The following is a 16,598-nucleotide window of genomic DNA, read 5'->3' as shown; positions in this document are numbered from 1 at the left end:
GGGGAGGTGCGTCAGCGGGTGGCGGCCGGCTCGGCGATCCGCTGCTCGGGCCGGTCGGCGGCGCGCCGGGAGAGCCGGCGGACCTGCGGCTCCAGCAGGACGGCGGCGCTCAGCAGCAGCGAGAGCGTCCCGCACGCCCAGAGCGCGCCGGAGAGCCCGAGCAGGTCCGCGGCCGGGCCGGCCAGGGCGGTGCCGAGCGGCGCCAGCGACAGCGAGCCGAGTTCGTCGTACGCGGACACGCGGGAGAACGCCTCGGCCGGGATCTCCTGCTGCAGCGCGATCATCCAGTTCACGCCGAACACGGTGACCCCGACGCCGGACAGGAACATCGCGGTGGCCAGCACCGGCAGCGGCGCGGCCACCGCCAGCGCGAAGGCGGGCACCCCGAACAGGAAGACGCCCCAGTTGCCGACCAGCAGGATCCGGCGCGGCTGCCAGCGGACCATCAGCAGGCCGGTGACGACCAGGCCGCAGCCGTAGGCGGCCATGGCGAGCCCCCAGGCGCCGGCCCCGCCGAGCCGCTCCTTGGCGATGACCGGCCCGTACACCGCCTCGACCGCGCTGACGCAGGCGACCAGGACGGAGAACTGGAGCACGATCACCCACAGCCAGCGGCGCGAGGCGAACTCCTGCCAGCCCTCCCGCAGGTCGCGCAGCATGGAGCCGCCGGTCCCGGGGGCGGCCGGGGCCTGCGGCTCCAGGAAGAACCGCAGCGCCGCGGCGGCCAGGAAGCAACCGGCGTCCAGGGCGAGCACCCAGCCCGGGCCGATCGCGGCGGTCAGCGCGCCGCCGAGTGCGGCGCCGCCGATCTGGGCGCCGTTGAGGCCCATCCGGAACACCGAGAAGGCGCGGGCGGCGTGCTCGCGGGCGACGCTCTCCATGATCATGCCCCCGGCGGCGGGGGAGTAGAAGGCGTAGCCGGCCCCGCCGCCGGCGGAGAGCAGCAGCAGTTGCCAGAGCGGGGGCCGGCCGGTGAGGACGAGCGCGGCGAGGACGGCCTGCGAGGCGCCGCTGAACAGGTTGGCGGCGACCATGATGTGGTGGCGCGGCAGCCGGTCGGCGAGGGCGCCGCCGACCACCAGCAGCAGGACGGTGGGCAGCAGCCGGGCGGCGGTGACGTAGCCCACGTCCGCCTGGGAGCCGCCGGCCTCCAGGACGGCGAAGGCGGTGGCGATCGGCGCGCCCGCGTTGCCGAGGCCGCTGACCACGGTGGCGGCGGTCTGGATGCGGAAGTTGCGGCTCGCCCAGGCGAAGCGGGGGTGCGACGGGGATGGGGGTCGGCTCTGCACCCAGCGACTATCGCGGGTGGGATGGTCCGTGTCCATCCGATTGTCGGAACGCCGTCCGGGCCGTCCGCCGGGAACGGACGGCTCAGCCCAGGTGGCCCCGGAGGAAACTGAGCGTGCGGCGCCAGGCGATGCCGGCCTGCAGCCGGTCGTAGGTGCCGAGCAGGTTGTCGTCGTTCATGAAGGCGTGCCCGGCCGGGTAGAAGTGGAGCTCGGGACGGACGTCGGTGGCCTCGCCGATCCGGATCGCCGCCTCGTCCACGGCGGCCATCGGGATCGAGCGGTCGTGCTCGGCGTAGTGGCCGAGGACGTGGGCGGTCAGGCCCCGGTAGTCGAACTCCGGGTCGGGCGGCAGCCCGTAGAACGGGACGACGGCGGCCACCCGGTCGCCCTCGGCGGCGGCCAGCAGCAGGGCGAAACCGCCGCCCATGCAGAAGCCGACCACGCCGACCGCGTCGCCGACCACTGGGTTAACGCGGCAAGGACCGTGTCCGCTACGTCGAGTGTCTCGGTCCCGAGGCTCGCGACCGGGGCAGCGGCATCCGGTTGCGGGCCACCGGTGTCGCGGTCGTGCGGCGTCACGCTCTCGCTGCGCGATTCGCTCTTGTGGGTGGTACCGATGACCTCCGTCGATCAGGTGGCCACCTTGGCGACGGTTGGCTCGGTGTGGTCCGTGCTCGCTGTCGCTTACAACGTGGCCGCGAGGTTGGATCACTGTCTGCGGTGGGTTTGTTGGTGGTTCTCGTTCGCTGTGCCGGTCTCGATCCTAAGATCATCCGGGGTCCGGGACAGCAAGCTGTCCAACGAAGTGGCACAACTACTACGGAGGTTGCAATGGCGCTCAAATTTTTATTCTATAGCTGCCCCTACTGCGGGGAAGAGATCGATAAGATGGTCGACCTGTCGGAGGGTGACCAGGAATACATTGAGGACTGCCATAGCTGTGCAAAGCCCACTCGCTTCGTGGTTTATGTCCAAGGCGACGACGATTTCATGCTCGACGTGTATGCCATGAACGACTGAGCTCAGCTCTGCTGATTACGCTGGTGTGACATCAGCGGCGGGGCAGGGGACGACGCCTGTGGCGTCGTCCCCTGCCTTTGATCGGTGACCGAGACGGGCGTAACCGGCGAAGTCCGAGGCGGCGAAGCGGTCCGCCGTCGCCGCGACGTGCGAGGTGAGGCCCCACCACTCCTGGACCACCACCAGGCCGGGGCCGACGCCCTGCGGGGGCCGGGCCAGGTAGCCGTGGGCCGTACGGCCGTTGCTCGGGAAGGTGACGTTCTGCCGGGAGCCGCCCTGCTCAGGCATGGCTTCCTCTCGGTGGGACGGGCCGCGCACGGCGGCGTGGACGGCGGTGCCTCGGCACGGGCTCAGCCCATCTCCTCCAGGGCGCGGCCCTTGGTCTCCCTGATGCAGAAGGCCACGAAGGGGATGGAGAGCAGCGCGAACACCGCGTAGATGGCGTACGTCGCCGACAGGTTCCAGTCGGCGAGGTCGGGGAAGCTGACGGTGATCGCCCAGTTGGCGATCCACTGGGCCGAGGCGGCCACGGACAGGGCCAGCGCCCGGATCCGGTTCGGGAACATCTCGCCGAGCAGGACCCAGACCACCACACCCCAGGAGAAGGCGAAGCAGAGCACGAAGACGTGGGCGGCGACCAGGGCGACGGTGGCGTGGGCGTCGTCCAGGGTGGCGGAGTCGCCGGTGCCCTGCCGGAAGGAGAACGCCCAGGCGGCGGTCGCCAGGGACACCGCCATCCCGGCCGAGCCGGCCAGCGCCAGCGGCTTGCGGCCGATCCGGTCGACCAGCACCATCGCGATCACCGTGCCGATCACGTTGACGATCGAGGTGGAGAGGCTGATCAGCAGCGAGTTGGACTCGTTGATGCCGACGGACTGCCAGAGGAAGGACGAGTAGTAGAAGATCACGTTGATGCCGACGAACTGCTGGAACACCGAGGCGCCGATGCCCACCCAGACGATCGGCAGCAGCCCGAAGCGGCCGCCCAGCAGGTCCTTGGCCCGGGGCTTGTGGGCGGACGCGAGCACGGCGCGGATCTCGGCGACCCGGGCGTCGAGGTCCACCCCCTCGCCCTCCACCTCCCGCAGCACCCTGCGGGCCTGCGGCTCGCGGTGGTCGGCGATCAGGTAGCGCGGCGACTCGGGGATGGCCAGCGCCATCCCCCCGTAGACCAGGGCCGGGACCGTCTCCACCCCGAGCATCCACTGCCAGGCCTGGATGCCGGCGAGGTGGCCGGTGGACTCGCCGCCTGCGGCCTGGTTGAGCGCCCAGTTGGCGAGCTGGGAGACGGTGATGCCGAGCACGATCGCCAGCTGCTGGAACGAGGCCAGCCGGCCGCGGTAGGCGGTCGGCGCGACCTCGGCGATGTAGGTGGGGGCGATGACCGAGGCGATGCCGATCGCGAAACCGCCGACCACCCGCCAGGCGGCCAGCCACTGGATGGTCGGCGGGAACATCGAGCCGATCCCGCTGATCGCGAACAGCACGGCGGCCAGCAGCATCGTGCGGACCCGGCCCAGGTGGTCGGCGAGCCGGCCGGCGGCCACCGCGCCCGCCGCCGAGCCGAGCAGTGCGATGGCCACCACGAAGGCGGTCTCGCCGTTGCCGACCCCGAAGTGCTTCTGGATGCCGGTCACCGCGCCGTTGATCACCGCGCTGTCGTAGCCGAACAGGAAGCCGCCCATCGCGGCCGCGGCGGAGATGAAGACCACGTGCCCGAGGTGTGCCTCGCCGGAGGGCGGTCGGGTGTGACTAGTGGACACGCACGCTCCCCGGGTGGACGGGCCCGCCGGCACGGCCGCATGGACAGGACTCGTCTCACATTCGATCAGGGGCGGTGACGTCCCGCCCGGAATCGGGCCGAACGGGTGAGTGGGCGTCAGGACCCGGCGCGGTGCGGTGTGGCGCGGTGCTGCGGGGTGCGGCGCGCTCTGAGAGGGCGTTCGATACCGATTTAGGCTGCCGCGAGTGGTTTCGAGCGGAGGTATTGCCCGGTTCTGTCCGGGCTGGCGGTCAGACGGCTGGCCATGGAGTTCACCATGGCCCACTGGATCATCGAGCGTGACCGGTCCGGCAGTTCCTCGTAGTCGCGGTGGAGGCGCCGGTACCGGGACATGATCCCGAAGGTCTGCTCCACGCGCCAGCGGATCGGCTGCACGACGAAGCCCTTCTGTTCCTTGTCCCGGGCCACGACCTCGACGTCGATGTCGAGTGCGGCGCCGTGCCTGACGACGCCGTTGTTGTAGCCGGCGTCCACCCATGCCTTGGTCACCGTGGGCCACCGGGCGCCGAGGGTGTCCAGGACCTGCTTGCCGCCGGCGGAGTCCTGGACCCCGGCGGCGGTGACGATCAGGACCAGCAGCAGGCCGAGGGTGTCGGTGGCGATGTGGCGCTTGCGGCCCTTGACCCGCTTCCCGCCGTCGTAGCCCTGGCTGTCGGCCGGGGCGTTGGGTGAGGCCTTCACGGACTGGGCGTCGATGATCGCTGCTGTCGGCAGGATCCGACGGCCCTTCTTCGCCCGCAGCTGGTCACGGAGCGTGTCGTGGACCTGCTCGGTAGTACCGTCGCGTTCCCATTCCTTGAAGTACCCGTAGACGGTGGTGTGGGGCGGGAAGTCGTGCGGCAGGTAACGCCAGGCGATCCCGGTCCGCGCGACGTAGAGGATCGCATTCACCACCTCGCGCAGCCCGGTCGTGGGCTCACGCCCTTCGGCGCGAGTACGTCGCCACTCCAGCAGCATGGGCTCGATGAGCTCCCACTGATCGTCCTTCAGGTCCGAGGGATACCGGCGTCGTTCCGTCACAGTTGATCAATATCGCGGACACGGACCCGGCCGCCACGAGATCCTGGAACCGAGTCCGCGCCGCACTATTCAAAGCCGGACAGTTGGGGGGAATCCCCTATCGAACGCCCTCTGAGGGTGCCGTGTGCCGCGCCGGGCGTGCGGGGTTCAGCGCTCCGCGCGCCGGGCGTTGCGGCGGAGCAGCTGGGTGCGGGCCCCGGCGTCCAGGCCGTGGCCGCGCCCGGCCAGCCGGTCCGCCAGGGCGTACTGCTCGGTGACGGGCTTCTTGTCGTCGTACTTGAACTTGGCCCGCACCTCCCGGACCGTCAGCCGAAGCCCGCGCAGGCCGGGGAGCAGCCGGCCGAAGGGGTCGTCGCCGGGGGTGACCCGGGTCTGCGGCGACTCCGGCTGGAAGTGCGCCAGCTGCCGGTTGAGGATCTCCGCCTTGCCGGCCGCGTCCTCGACGACCTCGGCCGTGCAGTGGAAGTGCACCGAGGCGTAGAAGCTGGTGGGCGTGCCCGGCTCGCCGCGCCAGTGGCCCGGGGCGAAGGCGTAGTCGTCGGTCACCGCCAGGGTGACCGCCGGGTCGGCGCGGACGGCGGCGAGCAGCGGGTTGGGCGCGGCGAGGTGGAGCAGGATCTCGCCGGCCTCGGCGTCCAGCAGGAAGTGGGTGGGGACCAGCACCGGGCCCTCGCCGGCCCGGCCGTTGGCGGCGAGCAGGCCGAAGTCGCGCCCCTCGGCGAGCCAGGCCCGCCACTCGGCCTCGTCGCCCCGGTCCCAGGATCTGATCAGCATGGCCTGGCCCCCGTCAGGCGACGAAGTCGCGCAGGTGCGCGGGGAGCGGCACGGTGGTGGAGGCGTGCGGCACGGGCGTGCCGTACACCGTGGTCACCGGCACCACGCCGGCCCAGTGCGGGAGGTCGACGTCGGCCTCGTCGTCGTTGGCGTCGTCGTCGCGGGTCTTGGCGGAGACCTCGTCCAGGACCAGGCGGATGACGGCGGTGGCGGCCAGTTCCTTGGCGTTGGCCGGGCGGACCTCGGCCGAGCGGCCGGGGACGGTCTGGTCCACCAGCGCGTCCAGGGCGACCGAGAGCTCCTCGGGGTCGGTGACCTGGTGGGCCGTGCCGTGGGCGACCACCGAGCGGAAGTTGATCGAGTGGTTGAACGCGGACTTGGTCAGCGCCAGGCCGTCGACCAGGGTGACGGTGACGCAGACCGGCATGCCCTGGTCGCCCTTGGCGCCGCGCATCGGACGGCTGCCGGTGGAGCCGTGGATGTAGAGGCGGTCGCCCACCCGGGCGTAGATGGTCGGGAGCACGACCGGCGCGCCGTCGGCTATGAAACCGAGGTGGCAGAGGTAGGTGCTGTCCAGGATGGCGTGGACGGCGTCCTGCTCCCAGGTCGCACGGTCCTTGTAGCGGGTCGGGGTGGTGCGCGGGGTGCGGGAGTAGGACGCGGCGCTGCCTGACATGACAACCTCTATGTACTAGTGCATAATCTGTTTTGTGCTAGGAGACTATCCGATCAAGGGACGGCGCGCCAGCGATATCGCGGCCGACGTCGAGCAGGGCGTCAGCAGCGGGCGGCTCGCACCGGGCACCGCCCTGCCCCCGTTGCGCGACCTGGCCGCCGAACTCGGCGTCAACCCCAACACCGTCGCCGCCGCCTACCGGCTGCTCCGCGACCGGGGCGTGATCGAGACCGCCGGCCGCAAGGGCAGCCGGATCCGCCCGCGGCCCGCGACCACCCCGCGCGACCAGATCCGGATGCCCGTCCCCCCGCACGCCCGCGACCTCTCCAACGGCAACCCCGACCCGGCCCAGCTGCCCGACCTCACCCCGGCCCTGGCCGCCGCCGCCGAGGCCGCCCGGCGCGACCCCGTCCGCTACGGGCGCCCCTCCGCCGACCCCGGGCTGCTCGCCCTGGCCGCCGCGGGCTTCGCCGCCGACGGCCTGCCCGCCGGGCCGGTCGCCATCGCCTCCGGCGCGCTCGACACCATCGAACGCATCCTGGTCACCCGGCTGCGCCCGGGCGACGCCGTCGCGGTCGAGGACCCGGGCTGGGGCAGCCTGCTGGACCTGCTGCCCGCGCTCGGCCTGCGGGCGGTGCCCGTCCGGCTCGACGACGACGGCCCGCTGCCCGGGTCGCTCGCCGACGCCCTGGCCGACGGTGCCCGTGCGGTGGTGGTCACCTGCCGGGCGCAGAACCCGACCGGCGCCGCGCTCGGCGCCGCGCGGGCGCAGGAGCTGCGCGCGGTGCTGGCCGGCCACCCCGGCGTGCTGCTGATCGAGGACGACCACGGCCACGGCATCGTCGACCAGCCGTACCACCCGCTGGCCGGTGCCGGGTCCGAGCACTGGGCGGTGGTGCGCTCGGCGGCCAAGGCGTACGGGCCGGACCTGCGGCTCTCGGTCGCGGTCGGCGACGCGGACACCATCGGGCGGGTGCTCGGGCGGCAGCGGCTCGGGGCGGGCTGGGTCAGCCACCTGCTGCAGGTCACCGTCGCCGAACTCTGGCGCACCGACGCGGCGCCCGTCGCCCGGGTCGCGGCCGCCTACCGGACGAAGCGGGACGCGCTGCTCGGCGAGCTGGCCGCCCGGGGCATCGAGGCGCACGGGGCGAGCGGGCTCAACGTCTGGGTGCCGGTGGCGGACGAGACGACCGCGCTGGCCGCGCTGGTGCAGCGCGGCTGGGTCGCCGCTCCGGGCGCGCGGTTCCGGCTGCAGTCCCCGCCCGGCCTGCGGATCACCATTGCCGAGCTGGACCCGGCCGACGCACCGCGGCTGGCCGACGATCTGGCGGCCGTCCTGGGAACGGCGGGTGCCGTCGCGCGACTGATCTGAACCGGTCGGTAACACAGCGAGAAACCTGGTGCAGATACCTAGCGGTAACAAGCGGGGGCATGTCATCTTCATCGCGCCACCGGCCGGCGGCCTACCCTCACCCCCGCGTCTCCCCGCCCCCACACCGCGGGCGAGACCGACCGCAGGAGTTCCGCCGTGCCCGAAAGCTGTTCGAGCATCACCCGCAGAACCACCCGCACCAACCGCCTCGCCCGTCTCGGCAGGCATCTGTTCACCGCCGCGCTGGCCGTGCCGCTGACCGCGGCCGGCCTGGTCGCCGTCGCCGCCGCACCCGCCGGGGCCGCCGCCGGGACGGGCACCACCGCCAGTGTCACCCTGGGGGACAGCTACATCTCCGGCGAGGCCGGCCGCTGGAAGGGCAACTCCGTCGTCACCGGCGGCAGCCGGGCCGGCACCGATCGGGCCTGGACCGGCAGCGCCTACGACCCGAGTCGCGTCTACGGCGCGACGTACGCGAGCGGGTGCGACCGCTCGGACGTTGCGGAGGTCCGCAGCGCGCCCTCGGCGGCGCAGGCCCAGATCAACCTGGCGTGCTCCGGGGCCGTCGCCGCCAACGTCTACCGCGCCGCCAACGGCGGCCAGTCGTTCAAGGGCGAGGCCCCGCAGGCCGACCAGCTCGCCTCCGTGGCGAGCCAGTACAACGTCAAGCTGATCACGCTCTCGATCGGCGGCAACGACCTCGGCTTCTCCGACGTGATCACCGCCTGCGTCAAGGACTACCTGATCTGGTACTCCTACTGCCACGACGACCAGCAGGGGGAGATCGACTCCCGGATGCCCGCCGCGATGGCCGGCGTGGGCAAGGCGGTGGACGAGATCCGGGCGGTCATGTCGAGCGCCGGCTACCGGACCGGCGACTACCGGATCGTGCTGCAGTCCTACCCGTCGCCGATCCCGCGCAGCACGGAGATGCGCTACCCGGAGAGCGGCTGGAGCCGCGCCGACACCGGCGGCTGCCCGTTCTGGGACGGCGACGCCGACTGGGCGCGCGACTCGCTGGTGCCGCAGATCTCCCGGGCGCTGGCGGGCGTCGCCGCCGCGAAGGGCGTGCAGTTCCTCGACCTGGGCGACATGCTGCAGGGGCGTGAGGTCTGCTCGACGTCGGCCCGGCAGGCGACCTCGGCCACCGCGCCGTCCGCGACCACCGGTGAGTGGGCGCGCTTCGTCGACTCCGGGCTCAGCGCCTCGCAGGGCACCGTGCAGGAGTCCATGCACCCGAACTACTACGGCCAGCAGGCCCTCGGGCGCTGCCTGACCCTCCTGTACGCGCGGCCGAGCGGCGACTACGCGTGCCGCAACACGGCCGGGCAGGACGCGAGCGGGATGTACCTGAGCGCGGAGTAGCCGGCGGGGAGCGCCCGGTGCCCCTGTCGTGGGAGCGGCAGGGGTGCCGGGCGTCCGGGCCGCCGCCGGTCCGCCGCCGGTCAGCCCTTGGCCAGCAGGGCCTGGGCGTGCGCGCGGACCTGATCCTTCGTCAGATAGGCGTCGGTGTACTCGAAGTCACGCAGCCGGGCGGGCTGGCGGGCCAGGAAGCCGGTCCGGACGAAGTCGTCGCCGGCGGCGGAGTTGAGCAGCCAGTTGGCGCCGACCCGGAACTTGGCGACGTTGGTGCGCATCGCCATCAGGTGGTAGCCGCGTGCCACCAACTGGGCCGGGACGCCGCGCAGTTCGACGCCGACCGGCTTGGAGACCGCGTCCTTGCCGCCGAGGTCCACCACCAGACCCAGGTCCTTGTGGTAATACGGCTCCAGGGGCTGGTTGCGGAGCGCGGAGATCACGTTGTTCGCCACCGCCCGGCCCTGGCGGGCGGAGTGCTGGGCGGTCGGCGGGCAGACCGCGCCGTCGCCCTTGGCGAGGTCCGGCACCGCGGCCGCGTCCCCCAGGGCGAAGACGCCCTCGAACTGCGGCACCCGCATCTCGGCGGTCACCGCGATCCGGCCGCGGACGGTCTCGGCGTCCAGCGTGCCGATCAGCGGGCTGGCCGCGACGCCGGCCGTCCAGATCAGGGTGCGGCAGGGGAGGACCCGGCCGTCGGTGAACTTGACCGATTCGGCGCCGACTTCGGCCACCGAGACGCCGAGCGAGACCTCGATGCCGCGCCCGCGCAGCACCTCCAGGGCGGCCCTGCCCAGGGCGTCGCCGAGTTCGGGCATCAGCTTCGGGGCGATGTCGATCAGGTGCCACTTGATCTGCCGGACGTCCAGCCGCGGGTAGCGCAGTGAGGCGGCGGTGGTCAGGCGCTGCAGGCAGGCGGCCGTCTCGGTGCCCGCGTAGCCGCCGCCGACCACCACGAACTGGAGCCGGGACTCGCGCTCCCGCTGGTCCAGGGTGGCGGAGGCGAGGTCGAGTTGGGCGATCACGTGGTCGCGGACGTAGGTCGCCTCGGCGAGCGTCTTCATGCCGCGGGCGTAGTCGGTGAGGCCGGGGATGTCGAAGGTGCGGGTGACGCTTCCGGGGGCGAGCACCAGGTAGTCGTACTTCTGCGCGACCACCTCGTCGGTGATCTTGCGGACCACGCAGACCTTGGAGCGCGGGTCCACGCCGATCGCGCCGCCCGGGACGATGTGGGTGCGGCGGAGCGACCGGCGGAGGGAGACCGCGACCGACTGCGGGGTGAGCACGCCGGCGGCGACGTGCGGCAGCAGCGGCAGGTAGAGCTGATAGCTGAACGGCGTGACCAGCGAGATCTCGGCCTCCGAGGGCGAGAGCTTGCGTTCGAGGCGGCGAGCGCACTCCAGTCCGGCGAAGCCGCCGCCCACGATCAGGATCCGAGGTCGTTCCATCGTTCATCCTCACAGTGCAGGTCGTACCGCGCGGGGTCCGAGGCCACTACTGCCCGCCACACTCGCACGGAGCAGCACGCGCTGCCACCGGGGCGGTGCGGATGGCGGAGGGGCTGGACGGTGGTGGCGGCGGGCGCGCTGCCGCCGGGGCGGTGCGGATGGTGGAGGCGGGGCGGAGGGGAGGGGTGGGGTGCCTCCGGCGGAGGGGTGGCAGCGGCGTCGGGCGGTGCGGGGGCCGGGGTGGGCATATGCCCGATAGGCTGTCCGGCGTGCTCCCCGAGGTGACGGCGGTCCGCTACGTGACCCCACTGCGAGAAGGCGGCTCGATGCCGGGCCTGGTCGAGGCCGACGACCGGCGGCTGTACACGCTGAAATGGGTCGGTGCGGCGCAGGGCCGCAAGGCGCTGGTGGCGGAGGTACTGGCGGGCGAACTCGGCCGGCGGCTGGGCCTGCCGGTGCCGGAGCTGGTCACCGTCGACCTGGACCCGGTGCTCGCCCGCAGTGAGCCGGATCCGCAGATCCAGGACCAGATGCGGGCCAGCGGCGGCCGCAACCTGGGCATGGCGTTCGTCAGCGGTGCGCTCAACTTCGACCCGCTCTGCTTCGACGTGGACGCCGGGCTGGCCGGGCAGGTGCTCTGGTTCGACGCGCTGATCGGCAACGTCGACCGGTCCTGGCGCAATCCGAACCTGCTGGTCGCCACCGGCGGGCTGCGGCTGATCGACCACGGCGCCAGCCTGATCTTCCATCACCACTGGGCCGGCGCGGCGGGCTGGGTGCGCCGCCCGTACGACGCGTCCGACCATGCGCTGCTGGCGGCCGAGCCGGACCTGGTGGCGGCGGACAAGACGCTCGCCCCGCTGGCCGAGGCGGCGATCGAGGGGGCGGTGGCGCAGATCCCGGACGTCTGGCTGGCCGACGAGCCGGGGTTCGACTCGCCCGAGGCGGTGCGCGCCGCGTACCGCGCCCAGCTGACCGGGCGACTGGCCGGTCCGCGCGACTGGCTGCCGGAGGTGCCCGCATGACCGAGCCCGTACCGCCGGCCCCGCCGGCCGTCGCCGAGCTGCACGACTACGAGTACGCGGTGATCCGGGCGGTGCCCCGGGTGGAGCGCGGCGAGTGCGTCAACGTCGGCGTGCTGCTGTACTGCCGGCAGAACGCGCACCTGGCCGCGCGGACCCACCTGGACCAGGGCCGGCTGCTGGCGCTGGACCCGGTGGCGGACGTCGCCGGGGTGCGGCGTGCGCTGCACGGGATCGAGGCGATCTGCACGGGCGGCCCGGAGGCCGGTCCGGCGGCGGCGGACAGCCCCGGGCAGCGTTTCCGCTGGCTGACGGCGCCGCGCAGCGCGATCGTCCAGCCGGGGCCGGTGCACACCGGGCTGACCGGCGACCCGGAGGCGGAGCTGCGGCGCCTCTTCGACCAGCTGGTGCTCTGAGCCGGGCCGCGGGGCGGTTGGCCTCCGGACCTTTGCCGTGGTCAAATCTTGAGTTGCTGAAGCACTCCGCCGTACGCTGGTCCCATGGGTTCGACAGCGACGACGACCGTACCGACCAACGCCGAGTTGATGGAGGTGCTGGCCGCCGTCGGCGCCGCCTACTTCCAGGACTTCGCGGCGGCCGCCGCCCGGCACGGGCTCTCCTCCTCCCAGGCGAAGGCGCTGGGCGCGGTCCAGGAACCGGTGCCGATGCGGGCGCTGGCCGGGCGGCTCGGCTGTGACGCGTCGAACGTGACCGGCATCGTCGACCGGCTGGAGTCGCTGGGCCTGGCCAACCGCGAGGCGGCGGCCGGGGACCGCCGGGTCAAGATCGTCGTGATCACCGGGCAGGGGCGGGAGATCCTGGGGCTGATCCGCGGTGAGATGGCCCGCACCCATCAGGCCTTCGAGGCGATGACCGACGAGCAGCGGGTCGCGCTGCACTCGATCTGTGCCCAGGTGCTCCCGGTGCTGGCCGGCCGGGCCGCCGGCGGCCAGTAGTCCCGCCGGTTTCCGCGGACGTCGGGGCGCGGGCAGGCGCGGCGCCGTGCCCGCGGCCGGTTTCCCGGCGCGGGCAGGGTGCCGCGGTCGCCCGGGGGGCGACGGGCCGACGGGTGGCGCCGGTCCGGCTGACCTCGGCTGTTAGGCTTGCGAAGCGTGAGCGCGAAGCCCCAGATCCCCAATGTCCTGGCCTCCCGGTACGCCTCGGCGACCCTGGCCCAGCTCTGGTCCCCCGAGCACAAGGTGGTCCTCGAGCGCCACCTGTGGCTCGCCGTCCTGAAGGCCCAGCAGGACCTCGGCGTCGAGGTGCCCGAGAATGCCGTCGCCGACTACGAGCGGGTGATCGACCAGGTCGACCTCGGCTCGATCGCCGCCCGTGAGCGGATCACCCGCCACGACGTGAAGGCCCGGATCGAGGAGTTCAGCGAGCTCGCCGGTCACGAGCAGATCCACAAGGGCATGACGTCCCGGGACCTCACCGAGAACGTCGAGCAGCTGCAGATCCGCCAGTCGCTGGAGCACGTGCGCGACCGCACCGTGGCCGTGCTGGTGCGCCTGGGCCGGCTCGCCGCCCAGCACTCCGAGCTGGTCATGGCCGGGCGCTCGCACAACGTCGCCGCGCAGGCCACCACGCTGGGCAAGCGCTTCGCGACCGTCGCGGACGAGCTGCTGGTCGCCTTCCGCCGCCTGGAGGAGCTGGTCGCCCGCTACCCGCTGCGCGGGATCAAGGGCCCGGTCGGCACCGCCCAGGACATGCTGGACCTGCTCGGCGGCGACACCGACAAGCTCGCCGAGCTGGAGCGCCGGGTGGCCGGCCACCTCGGCTTCGAGAACGTGCTCACCTCGGTCGGCCAGGTCTACCCGCGCTCGCTGGACTTCGAGGTGCTCTCCGCCCTCGTCCAGCTCTCCGCCGCGCCGTCCAGCCTGGCCAAGACCATCCGCCTGATGGCCGGCCACGAGCTGGTGACGGAGGGCTTCAAGGAGGGCCAGGTCGGCTCCTCCGCGATGCCGCACAAGATGAACACCCGCTCCTGCGAGCGCGTCAACGGCCTGGCCGTCATCCTGCGCGGCTACGCGTCGATGACCGCCGAGCTGGGCGGCGACCAGTGGAACGAGGGCGACGTCTCCTGCTCGGTGGTCCGCCGGGTCGCGCTGCCGGACGCGTTCTTCGCCTTCGACGGCCTGCTGGAGACCTTCCTGACCGTGCTCGACGAGTTCGGCGCCTTCCCCGCCGTGATCGAGACCGAGCTGGACCGCTACCTGCCGTTCCTGGCCACCACCAAGGTGCTGATGGGCGCGGTGCGCGCGGGCGTCGGCCGGGAGACCGGCCACGAGGTCATCAAGGAGCACGCCGTCGCCTCGGCGCTGGCGATGCGGGCCGGTGCGCGGGAGAACGAGCTGCTGGACCGGCTCGCCGCCGACGAGCGGATCCCGCTGGACCGGGCCGCCCTGGACGCGCTGCTGGCCGACAAGCTCTCCTTCACCGGTGCCGCCGGCGCCCAGGTCGCCGAGGTGGTCCGCCGGGTCGAGGCCGTCGCCGCCGCCTACCCGGAGGCCGCCAAGTACGCCCCGGGCGACATTCTCTGACGCGAGGTCAGCCCGGTGAGGGCCCTGCCGCCGGTCCGGTGGCGGGGCCCTCACCGTGTTCGGCGGTGAGGTGGCCCGGGTCCAGCGGCGGGGCGTTGGTGCCGCAGGAGTAGCGGCAGTCCGGTTCGGCCACCGGGTGGTCCTCGGCCGCCAGGACGTTGCCGCGGACGGTGGCGAACGCGGTCAGCCCGCCGGTGACGAGCAGCCCGGCGCAGATCAGCATCGCGGTCCGGAAGGCGGCGTCCACCGAGGCGGGCACCTGGTAGGCGTCACCGCTGAGGCCGGCCAGCGCGGGCAGCGCGGCGACCGCCAGCAGTCCGGCCGCACGGGCGGCGGCGTTGTTCACCCCGCTGGCGATGCCCGCGTGCCGCACCTCCACCGCCGCCAGCACCGTCGCGGTGAGCGGCGCCACCAGCAGCACCATCCCGCAGCCCATCACGGTGACGGCCGGCAGCACGTCCGTCCAGTACGAGGCGTCGGCGCCGATCCGCAGCATCAGCAGCACGCCGGCCGCGCAGAGCAGCGGGCCCACGGTAAGCGGCAGCCGCGGGCCGATCCGCTTGCCCAGCCGGCCGGCCCGGGCGGACAGCCCCAGCATCAGCACGGTGATCGGCACCAGGGCCAGCCCGGAGACCAGCGGGGAGACGCCGGCGACGATCTGCAGCTGCACGACCAGCAGGAAGAAGACCCCGCTGAAGGCCGCGTAGACGCAGAGGGTGACCAGGTTCACCGCGGTGAACAACCGGGAGGAGAAGAGGCCGAGCGGCAGCATCGGCTCCGGGGTGCGGCGCTCGACCACCACGAAGGCCGCGCCGAGCAGCAGCCCGGCGGCACCGCTCACCCACACCCGGGCGGACAGTCCGTCGCCGGCCGCGGTGAGGGCGTAGGTGACCGAGCCGAGCGCCAGCGCGGCCAGGACCGCGCCGAGCACGTCGAACCGGCCGGTCGCGCTCTCGTCCCGGCTCTCCGGCACGTGGCGGGAGGCCACCACGACCACCAGTGCGGCCAGCGGGACGTTCAGCAGGAAGATCCACCGCCAGCCCGGGCCGTCCACCAGCCAGCCGCCGAGGAAGGGACCGACCGCGGCCGACACCCCGCCGAGGCCGGACCAGAGGCCGACCGCCGTCGACCGGTCGTCAGGGTGGAATACCGCCTGGAGCATCGCCAGCGACCCCGGGGTGAGCAGCGCCCCGCCGACGCCCTGCACCGCGCGGGCGGCGATCAGCACGTCGATGGTGGGTGCGGCGGCGCAGGCCGCCGAGGCGGCGGCGAACCAGACCACGCCGAGCAGGAAGATCCGGCGCCGGCCGTAGCGGTCGCCGAGTGCGCCGCCGAGCAGGATCAGCCCGGCCAGGGTGAGCAGATAGGCGTTCAGCGTCCATTGCAGGGCGGCGAGCGGGGCGTCGAGGTCGGTGCCGATCCGGGGCAGCGCGACGTTCACCACGGTGCCGTCGAGCATCGCCATGCTGGATCCGAGCACCGTCGCCAGTAGTACCCAGCGGCCCTGCGCGGTGCCCAGGCGCAGGGTGCCGGCCTCGGAAGTGGCCACGGCCCGATCGTCCGCCCCGGGGCGCCACGTGACAAGGCTCACCGGGGGCGTGTCGGTGGTTGGCTTTCCGTGACCGGACGTGTGCGGACGGGTCCCGAAATCGGCGGAGTGTCGCGGATCAGTGGCGCGCGGTTAATCGATTGTGCACGTACTGTGCAGCCGATCATCCGGAGCGTCACGGCTGTTGCAGGCTTTGTTACGCGTTCAAGAGATCGACATTGCTTCACCCGGACGGATGGGTTTTAGTTCAGCGACCGCCCGGCGTCAGCCCGGGTGGCCACCGGGTGGAACGCCTAGTCCTGCCGCTGCCCGGTGGTACGAACTGAACTCTGTACGGCAGGAGCGGGGGACCCAAAGGTAAGTCGCCGGACCGGAATTCACGGTCCGGCTTGGGGTGAAGCCGCGGAATGCGGCCGGGCAACTCCAGCCCGAACCCGACAGCTCACCTCGCAGGCGTCGGAGAGGAACTCTTCCATGCCCGCACAGGCTCGTCGTATCGCCCTGCCCCGCGCCGCCCGCATCGGTATCGCCACCGCCGTCACCGGCGCCGCGTTCGCCCTCCCGCTGGTGACCGCCATCAGCGCCCAGGCCCACACCGCCCCGGCCGCGAAGCCCGCGCAGACCAGCACCTGGACCGGCGCCACCAGCGTCGCGTCCGGGCCGCTGGGGGACCGAGGCCGCGGCAGTGGTGATCCCGATCCGCGTCAGGAGCTGTTGCTGCTGCGGGTGCAGGACCGGCCAGCAGG

Annotated in this window: 15 protein-coding genes, 2 pseudogenes and 1 riboswitch; of the genes and pseudogenes, 8 read left to right on the top strand and 9 right to left on the bottom strand. The window is 73.0% G+C overall.

From position 1 onward, the window contains the following. Positions 1-11: 11 nt before the first annotated feature. Together ABZ885_RS08755 and ABZ885_RS08750 are read right to left on the bottom strand one after the other, a co-directional pair. Complete coding sequence (locus ABZ885_RS08755) at positions 12-1,289, bottom strand: MFS transporter (RefSeq protein WP_360185131.1); 1,278 nt, start codon at positions 1,287-1,289, stop codon at positions 12-14. A gap of 82 nt (positions 1,290-1,371) precedes the next feature. Beyond that, positions 1,372-1,752, bottom strand: coding sequence for a dienelactone hydrolase family protein (locus ABZ885_RS08750; protein ID WP_360185128.1), 381 nt, complete (start codon positions 1,750-1,752; stop codon positions 1,372-1,374). 368 nt (positions 1,753-2,120) lie between these two features. On the opposite strand from ABZ885_RS08750, the gene ABZ885_RS08745 reads away from it, so the two are divergent. Beyond that, complete coding sequence (locus tag ABZ885_RS08745; RefSeq protein ID WP_360185125.1) at positions 2,121-2,309, top strand: CPXCG motif-containing cysteine-rich protein; 189 nt, start codon at positions 2,121-2,123, stop codon at positions 2,307-2,309. Positions 2,310-2,426: 117 nt separating this feature from the next. Here the strand turns inward: ABZ885_RS08745 and ABZ885_RS08740 are convergent. From ABZ885_RS08740 to ABZ885_RS08720, 5 genes and pseudogenes are all read right to left on the bottom strand, one after another. Then, positions 2,427-2,597 (bottom strand): annotated as a pseudogene (locus ABZ885_RS08740) (dienelactone hydrolase family protein); the annotation flags it as partial. 62 nt (positions 2,598-2,659) lie between these two features. Beyond that, on the bottom strand, positions 2,660-4,072 hold the full coding sequence (locus ABZ885_RS08735; RefSeq protein WP_360185122.1) for a sugar porter family MFS transporter: 1,413 nt from the start codon (positions 4,070-4,072) through the stop codon (positions 2,660-2,662). Positions 4,073-4,263: 191 nt separating this feature from the next. Then, positions 4,264-5,112, bottom strand: a complete 849-nt coding sequence (locus ABZ885_RS08730; protein WP_360185119.1) for an IS5 family transposase — start codon at positions 5,110-5,112, stop codon at positions 4,264-4,266. Between the two features lie 147 nt (positions 5,113-5,259). After that, complete coding sequence (locus ABZ885_RS08725) at positions 5,260-5,886, bottom strand: FMN-binding negative transcriptional regulator (RefSeq protein ID WP_360185117.1); 627 nt, start codon at positions 5,884-5,886, stop codon at positions 5,260-5,262. A gap of 13 nt (positions 5,887-5,899) precedes the next feature. After that, complete coding sequence (locus tag ABZ885_RS08720) at positions 5,900-6,562, bottom strand: pyridoxamine 5'-phosphate oxidase family protein (RefSeq protein WP_360185114.1); 663 nt, start codon at positions 6,560-6,562, stop codon at positions 5,900-5,902. A gap of 34 nt (positions 6,563-6,596) precedes the next feature. On the opposite strand from ABZ885_RS08720, the gene ABZ885_RS08715 reads away from it, so the two are divergent. Continuing rightward, positions 6,597-7,934 (top strand): aminotransferase class I/II-fold pyridoxal phosphate-dependent enzyme, encoded by a 1,338-nt coding sequence (locus ABZ885_RS08715; protein WP_360185111.1) that lies wholly within the window; start codon positions 6,597-6,599, stop codon positions 7,932-7,934. Positions 7,935-8,090: 156 nt separating this feature from the next. Beyond that, positions 8,091-9,299 (top strand): GDSL-type esterase/lipase family protein, encoded by a 1,209-nt coding sequence (locus tag ABZ885_RS08710; protein WP_360185108.1) that lies wholly within the window; start codon positions 8,091-8,093, stop codon positions 9,297-9,299. A gap of 80 nt (positions 9,300-9,379) precedes the next feature. On the opposite strand, the gene ABZ885_RS08705 is transcribed toward ABZ885_RS08710, so the two are convergent. Next, positions 9,380-10,738: an NAD(P)/FAD-dependent oxidoreductase gene (locus ABZ885_RS08705; protein WP_360185105.1), complete on the bottom strand. Its 1,359-nt coding sequence runs from the start codon at positions 10,736-10,738 to the stop codon at positions 9,380-9,382. A gap of 269 nt (positions 10,739-11,007) precedes the next feature. Between ABZ885_RS08705 and ABZ885_RS08700 the strand changes: the two genes are divergently transcribed. The 4 genes from ABZ885_RS08700 to purB all read left to right on the top strand — a co-directional run bounded on the left by ABZ885_RS08700 (position 11,008) and on the right by purB (position 14,303). Further along, positions 11,008-11,763 carry a HipA family kinase gene (locus ABZ885_RS08700; RefSeq protein WP_360185172.1) on the top strand — a complete coding sequence of 252 codons (756 nt, stop codon included), beginning with the start codon at positions 11,008-11,010 and terminating at the stop codon, positions 11,761-11,763. Then, complete coding sequence (locus ABZ885_RS08695; protein WP_360185102.1) at positions 11,760-12,176, top strand: DUF3037 domain-containing protein; 417 nt, start codon at positions 11,760-11,762, stop codon at positions 12,174-12,176. Before ABZ885_RS08700 ends, ABZ885_RS08695 begins: the two co-directional genes overlap by 4 nt. An 84-nt stretch (positions 12,177-12,260) precedes the next feature. Next, positions 12,261-12,716, top strand: a complete 456-nt coding sequence (locus ABZ885_RS08690; RefSeq protein ID WP_360185099.1) for a MarR family transcriptional regulator — start codon at positions 12,261-12,263, stop codon at positions 12,714-12,716. A 156-nt stretch (positions 12,717-12,872) separates the two neighbouring features. Beyond that, entirely contained in the window at positions 12,873-14,303 is a 1,431-nt protein-coding gene (purB, locus tag ABZ885_RS08685) for an adenylosuccinate lyase (RefSeq protein WP_360185096.1), read from the top strand. A 7-nt stretch (positions 14,304-14,310) separates the two neighbouring features. Here purB and ABZ885_RS08680 read toward each other — a convergent pair whose 3' ends face one another. Then, the gene (locus tag ABZ885_RS08680) at positions 14,311-15,852 is read right to left on the bottom strand and encodes an MFS transporter (RefSeq protein ID WP_360185093.1); all 1,542 of its coding nucleotides are present in this window, start codon (positions 15,850-15,852) and stop codon (positions 14,311-14,313) included. A gap of 310 nt (positions 15,853-16,162) precedes the next feature. Continuing rightward, positions 16,163-16,321, top strand: a riboswitch (cyclic di-AMP (ydaO/yuaA leader). Between the two features lie 5 nt (positions 16,322-16,326). Here ABZ885_RS08680 and ABZ885_RS08675 point away from each other — a divergent pair. Further along, a pseudogene (locus ABZ885_RS08675) lies at positions 16,327-16,598 on the top strand (hypothetical protein); the annotation flags it as partial.

Origin of the sequence: Kitasatospora sp. NPDC047058, from assembly GCF_040643935.1 — a bacterium.
Lineage (GTDB): Bacteria > Actinomycetota > Actinomycetes > Streptomycetales > Streptomycetaceae > Kitasatospora.
The sequence above is the reverse complement of the archived record's forward strand: the minus strand, read 5'-3'. Positions and strand labels throughout refer to the sequence as shown.

Excerpts from the sequence above, each read along its gene's own strand:
- ABZ885_RS08690 (WP_360185099.1), top strand. The coding sequence starts at position 12,261 with ATGGGTTCGACAGCGACGACGACCGTACCGACCAACGCCGAGTTGATG.
- ABZ885_RS08720 (WP_360185114.1), bottom strand. The coding sequence starts at position 6,562 with ATGTCAGGCAGCGCCGCGTCCTACTCCCGCACCCCGCGCACCACCCCG.
- ABZ885_RS08705 (WP_360185105.1), bottom strand. The coding sequence starts at position 10,738 with ATGGAACGACCTCGGATCCTGATCGTGGGCGGCGGCTTCGCCGGACTG.
- ABZ885_RS08695 (WP_360185102.1), top strand. The coding sequence starts at position 11,760 with ATGACCGAGCCCGTACCGCCGGCCCCGCCGGCCGTCGCCGAGCTGCAC.
- ABZ885_RS08725 (WP_360185117.1), bottom strand. The coding sequence starts at position 5,886 with ATGCTGATCAGATCCTGGGACCGGGGCGACGAGGCCGAGTGGCGGGCC.
- ABZ885_RS08745 (WP_360185125.1), top strand. The coding sequence starts at position 2,121 with ATGGCGCTCAAATTTTTATTCTATAGCTGCCCCTACTGCGGGGAAGAG.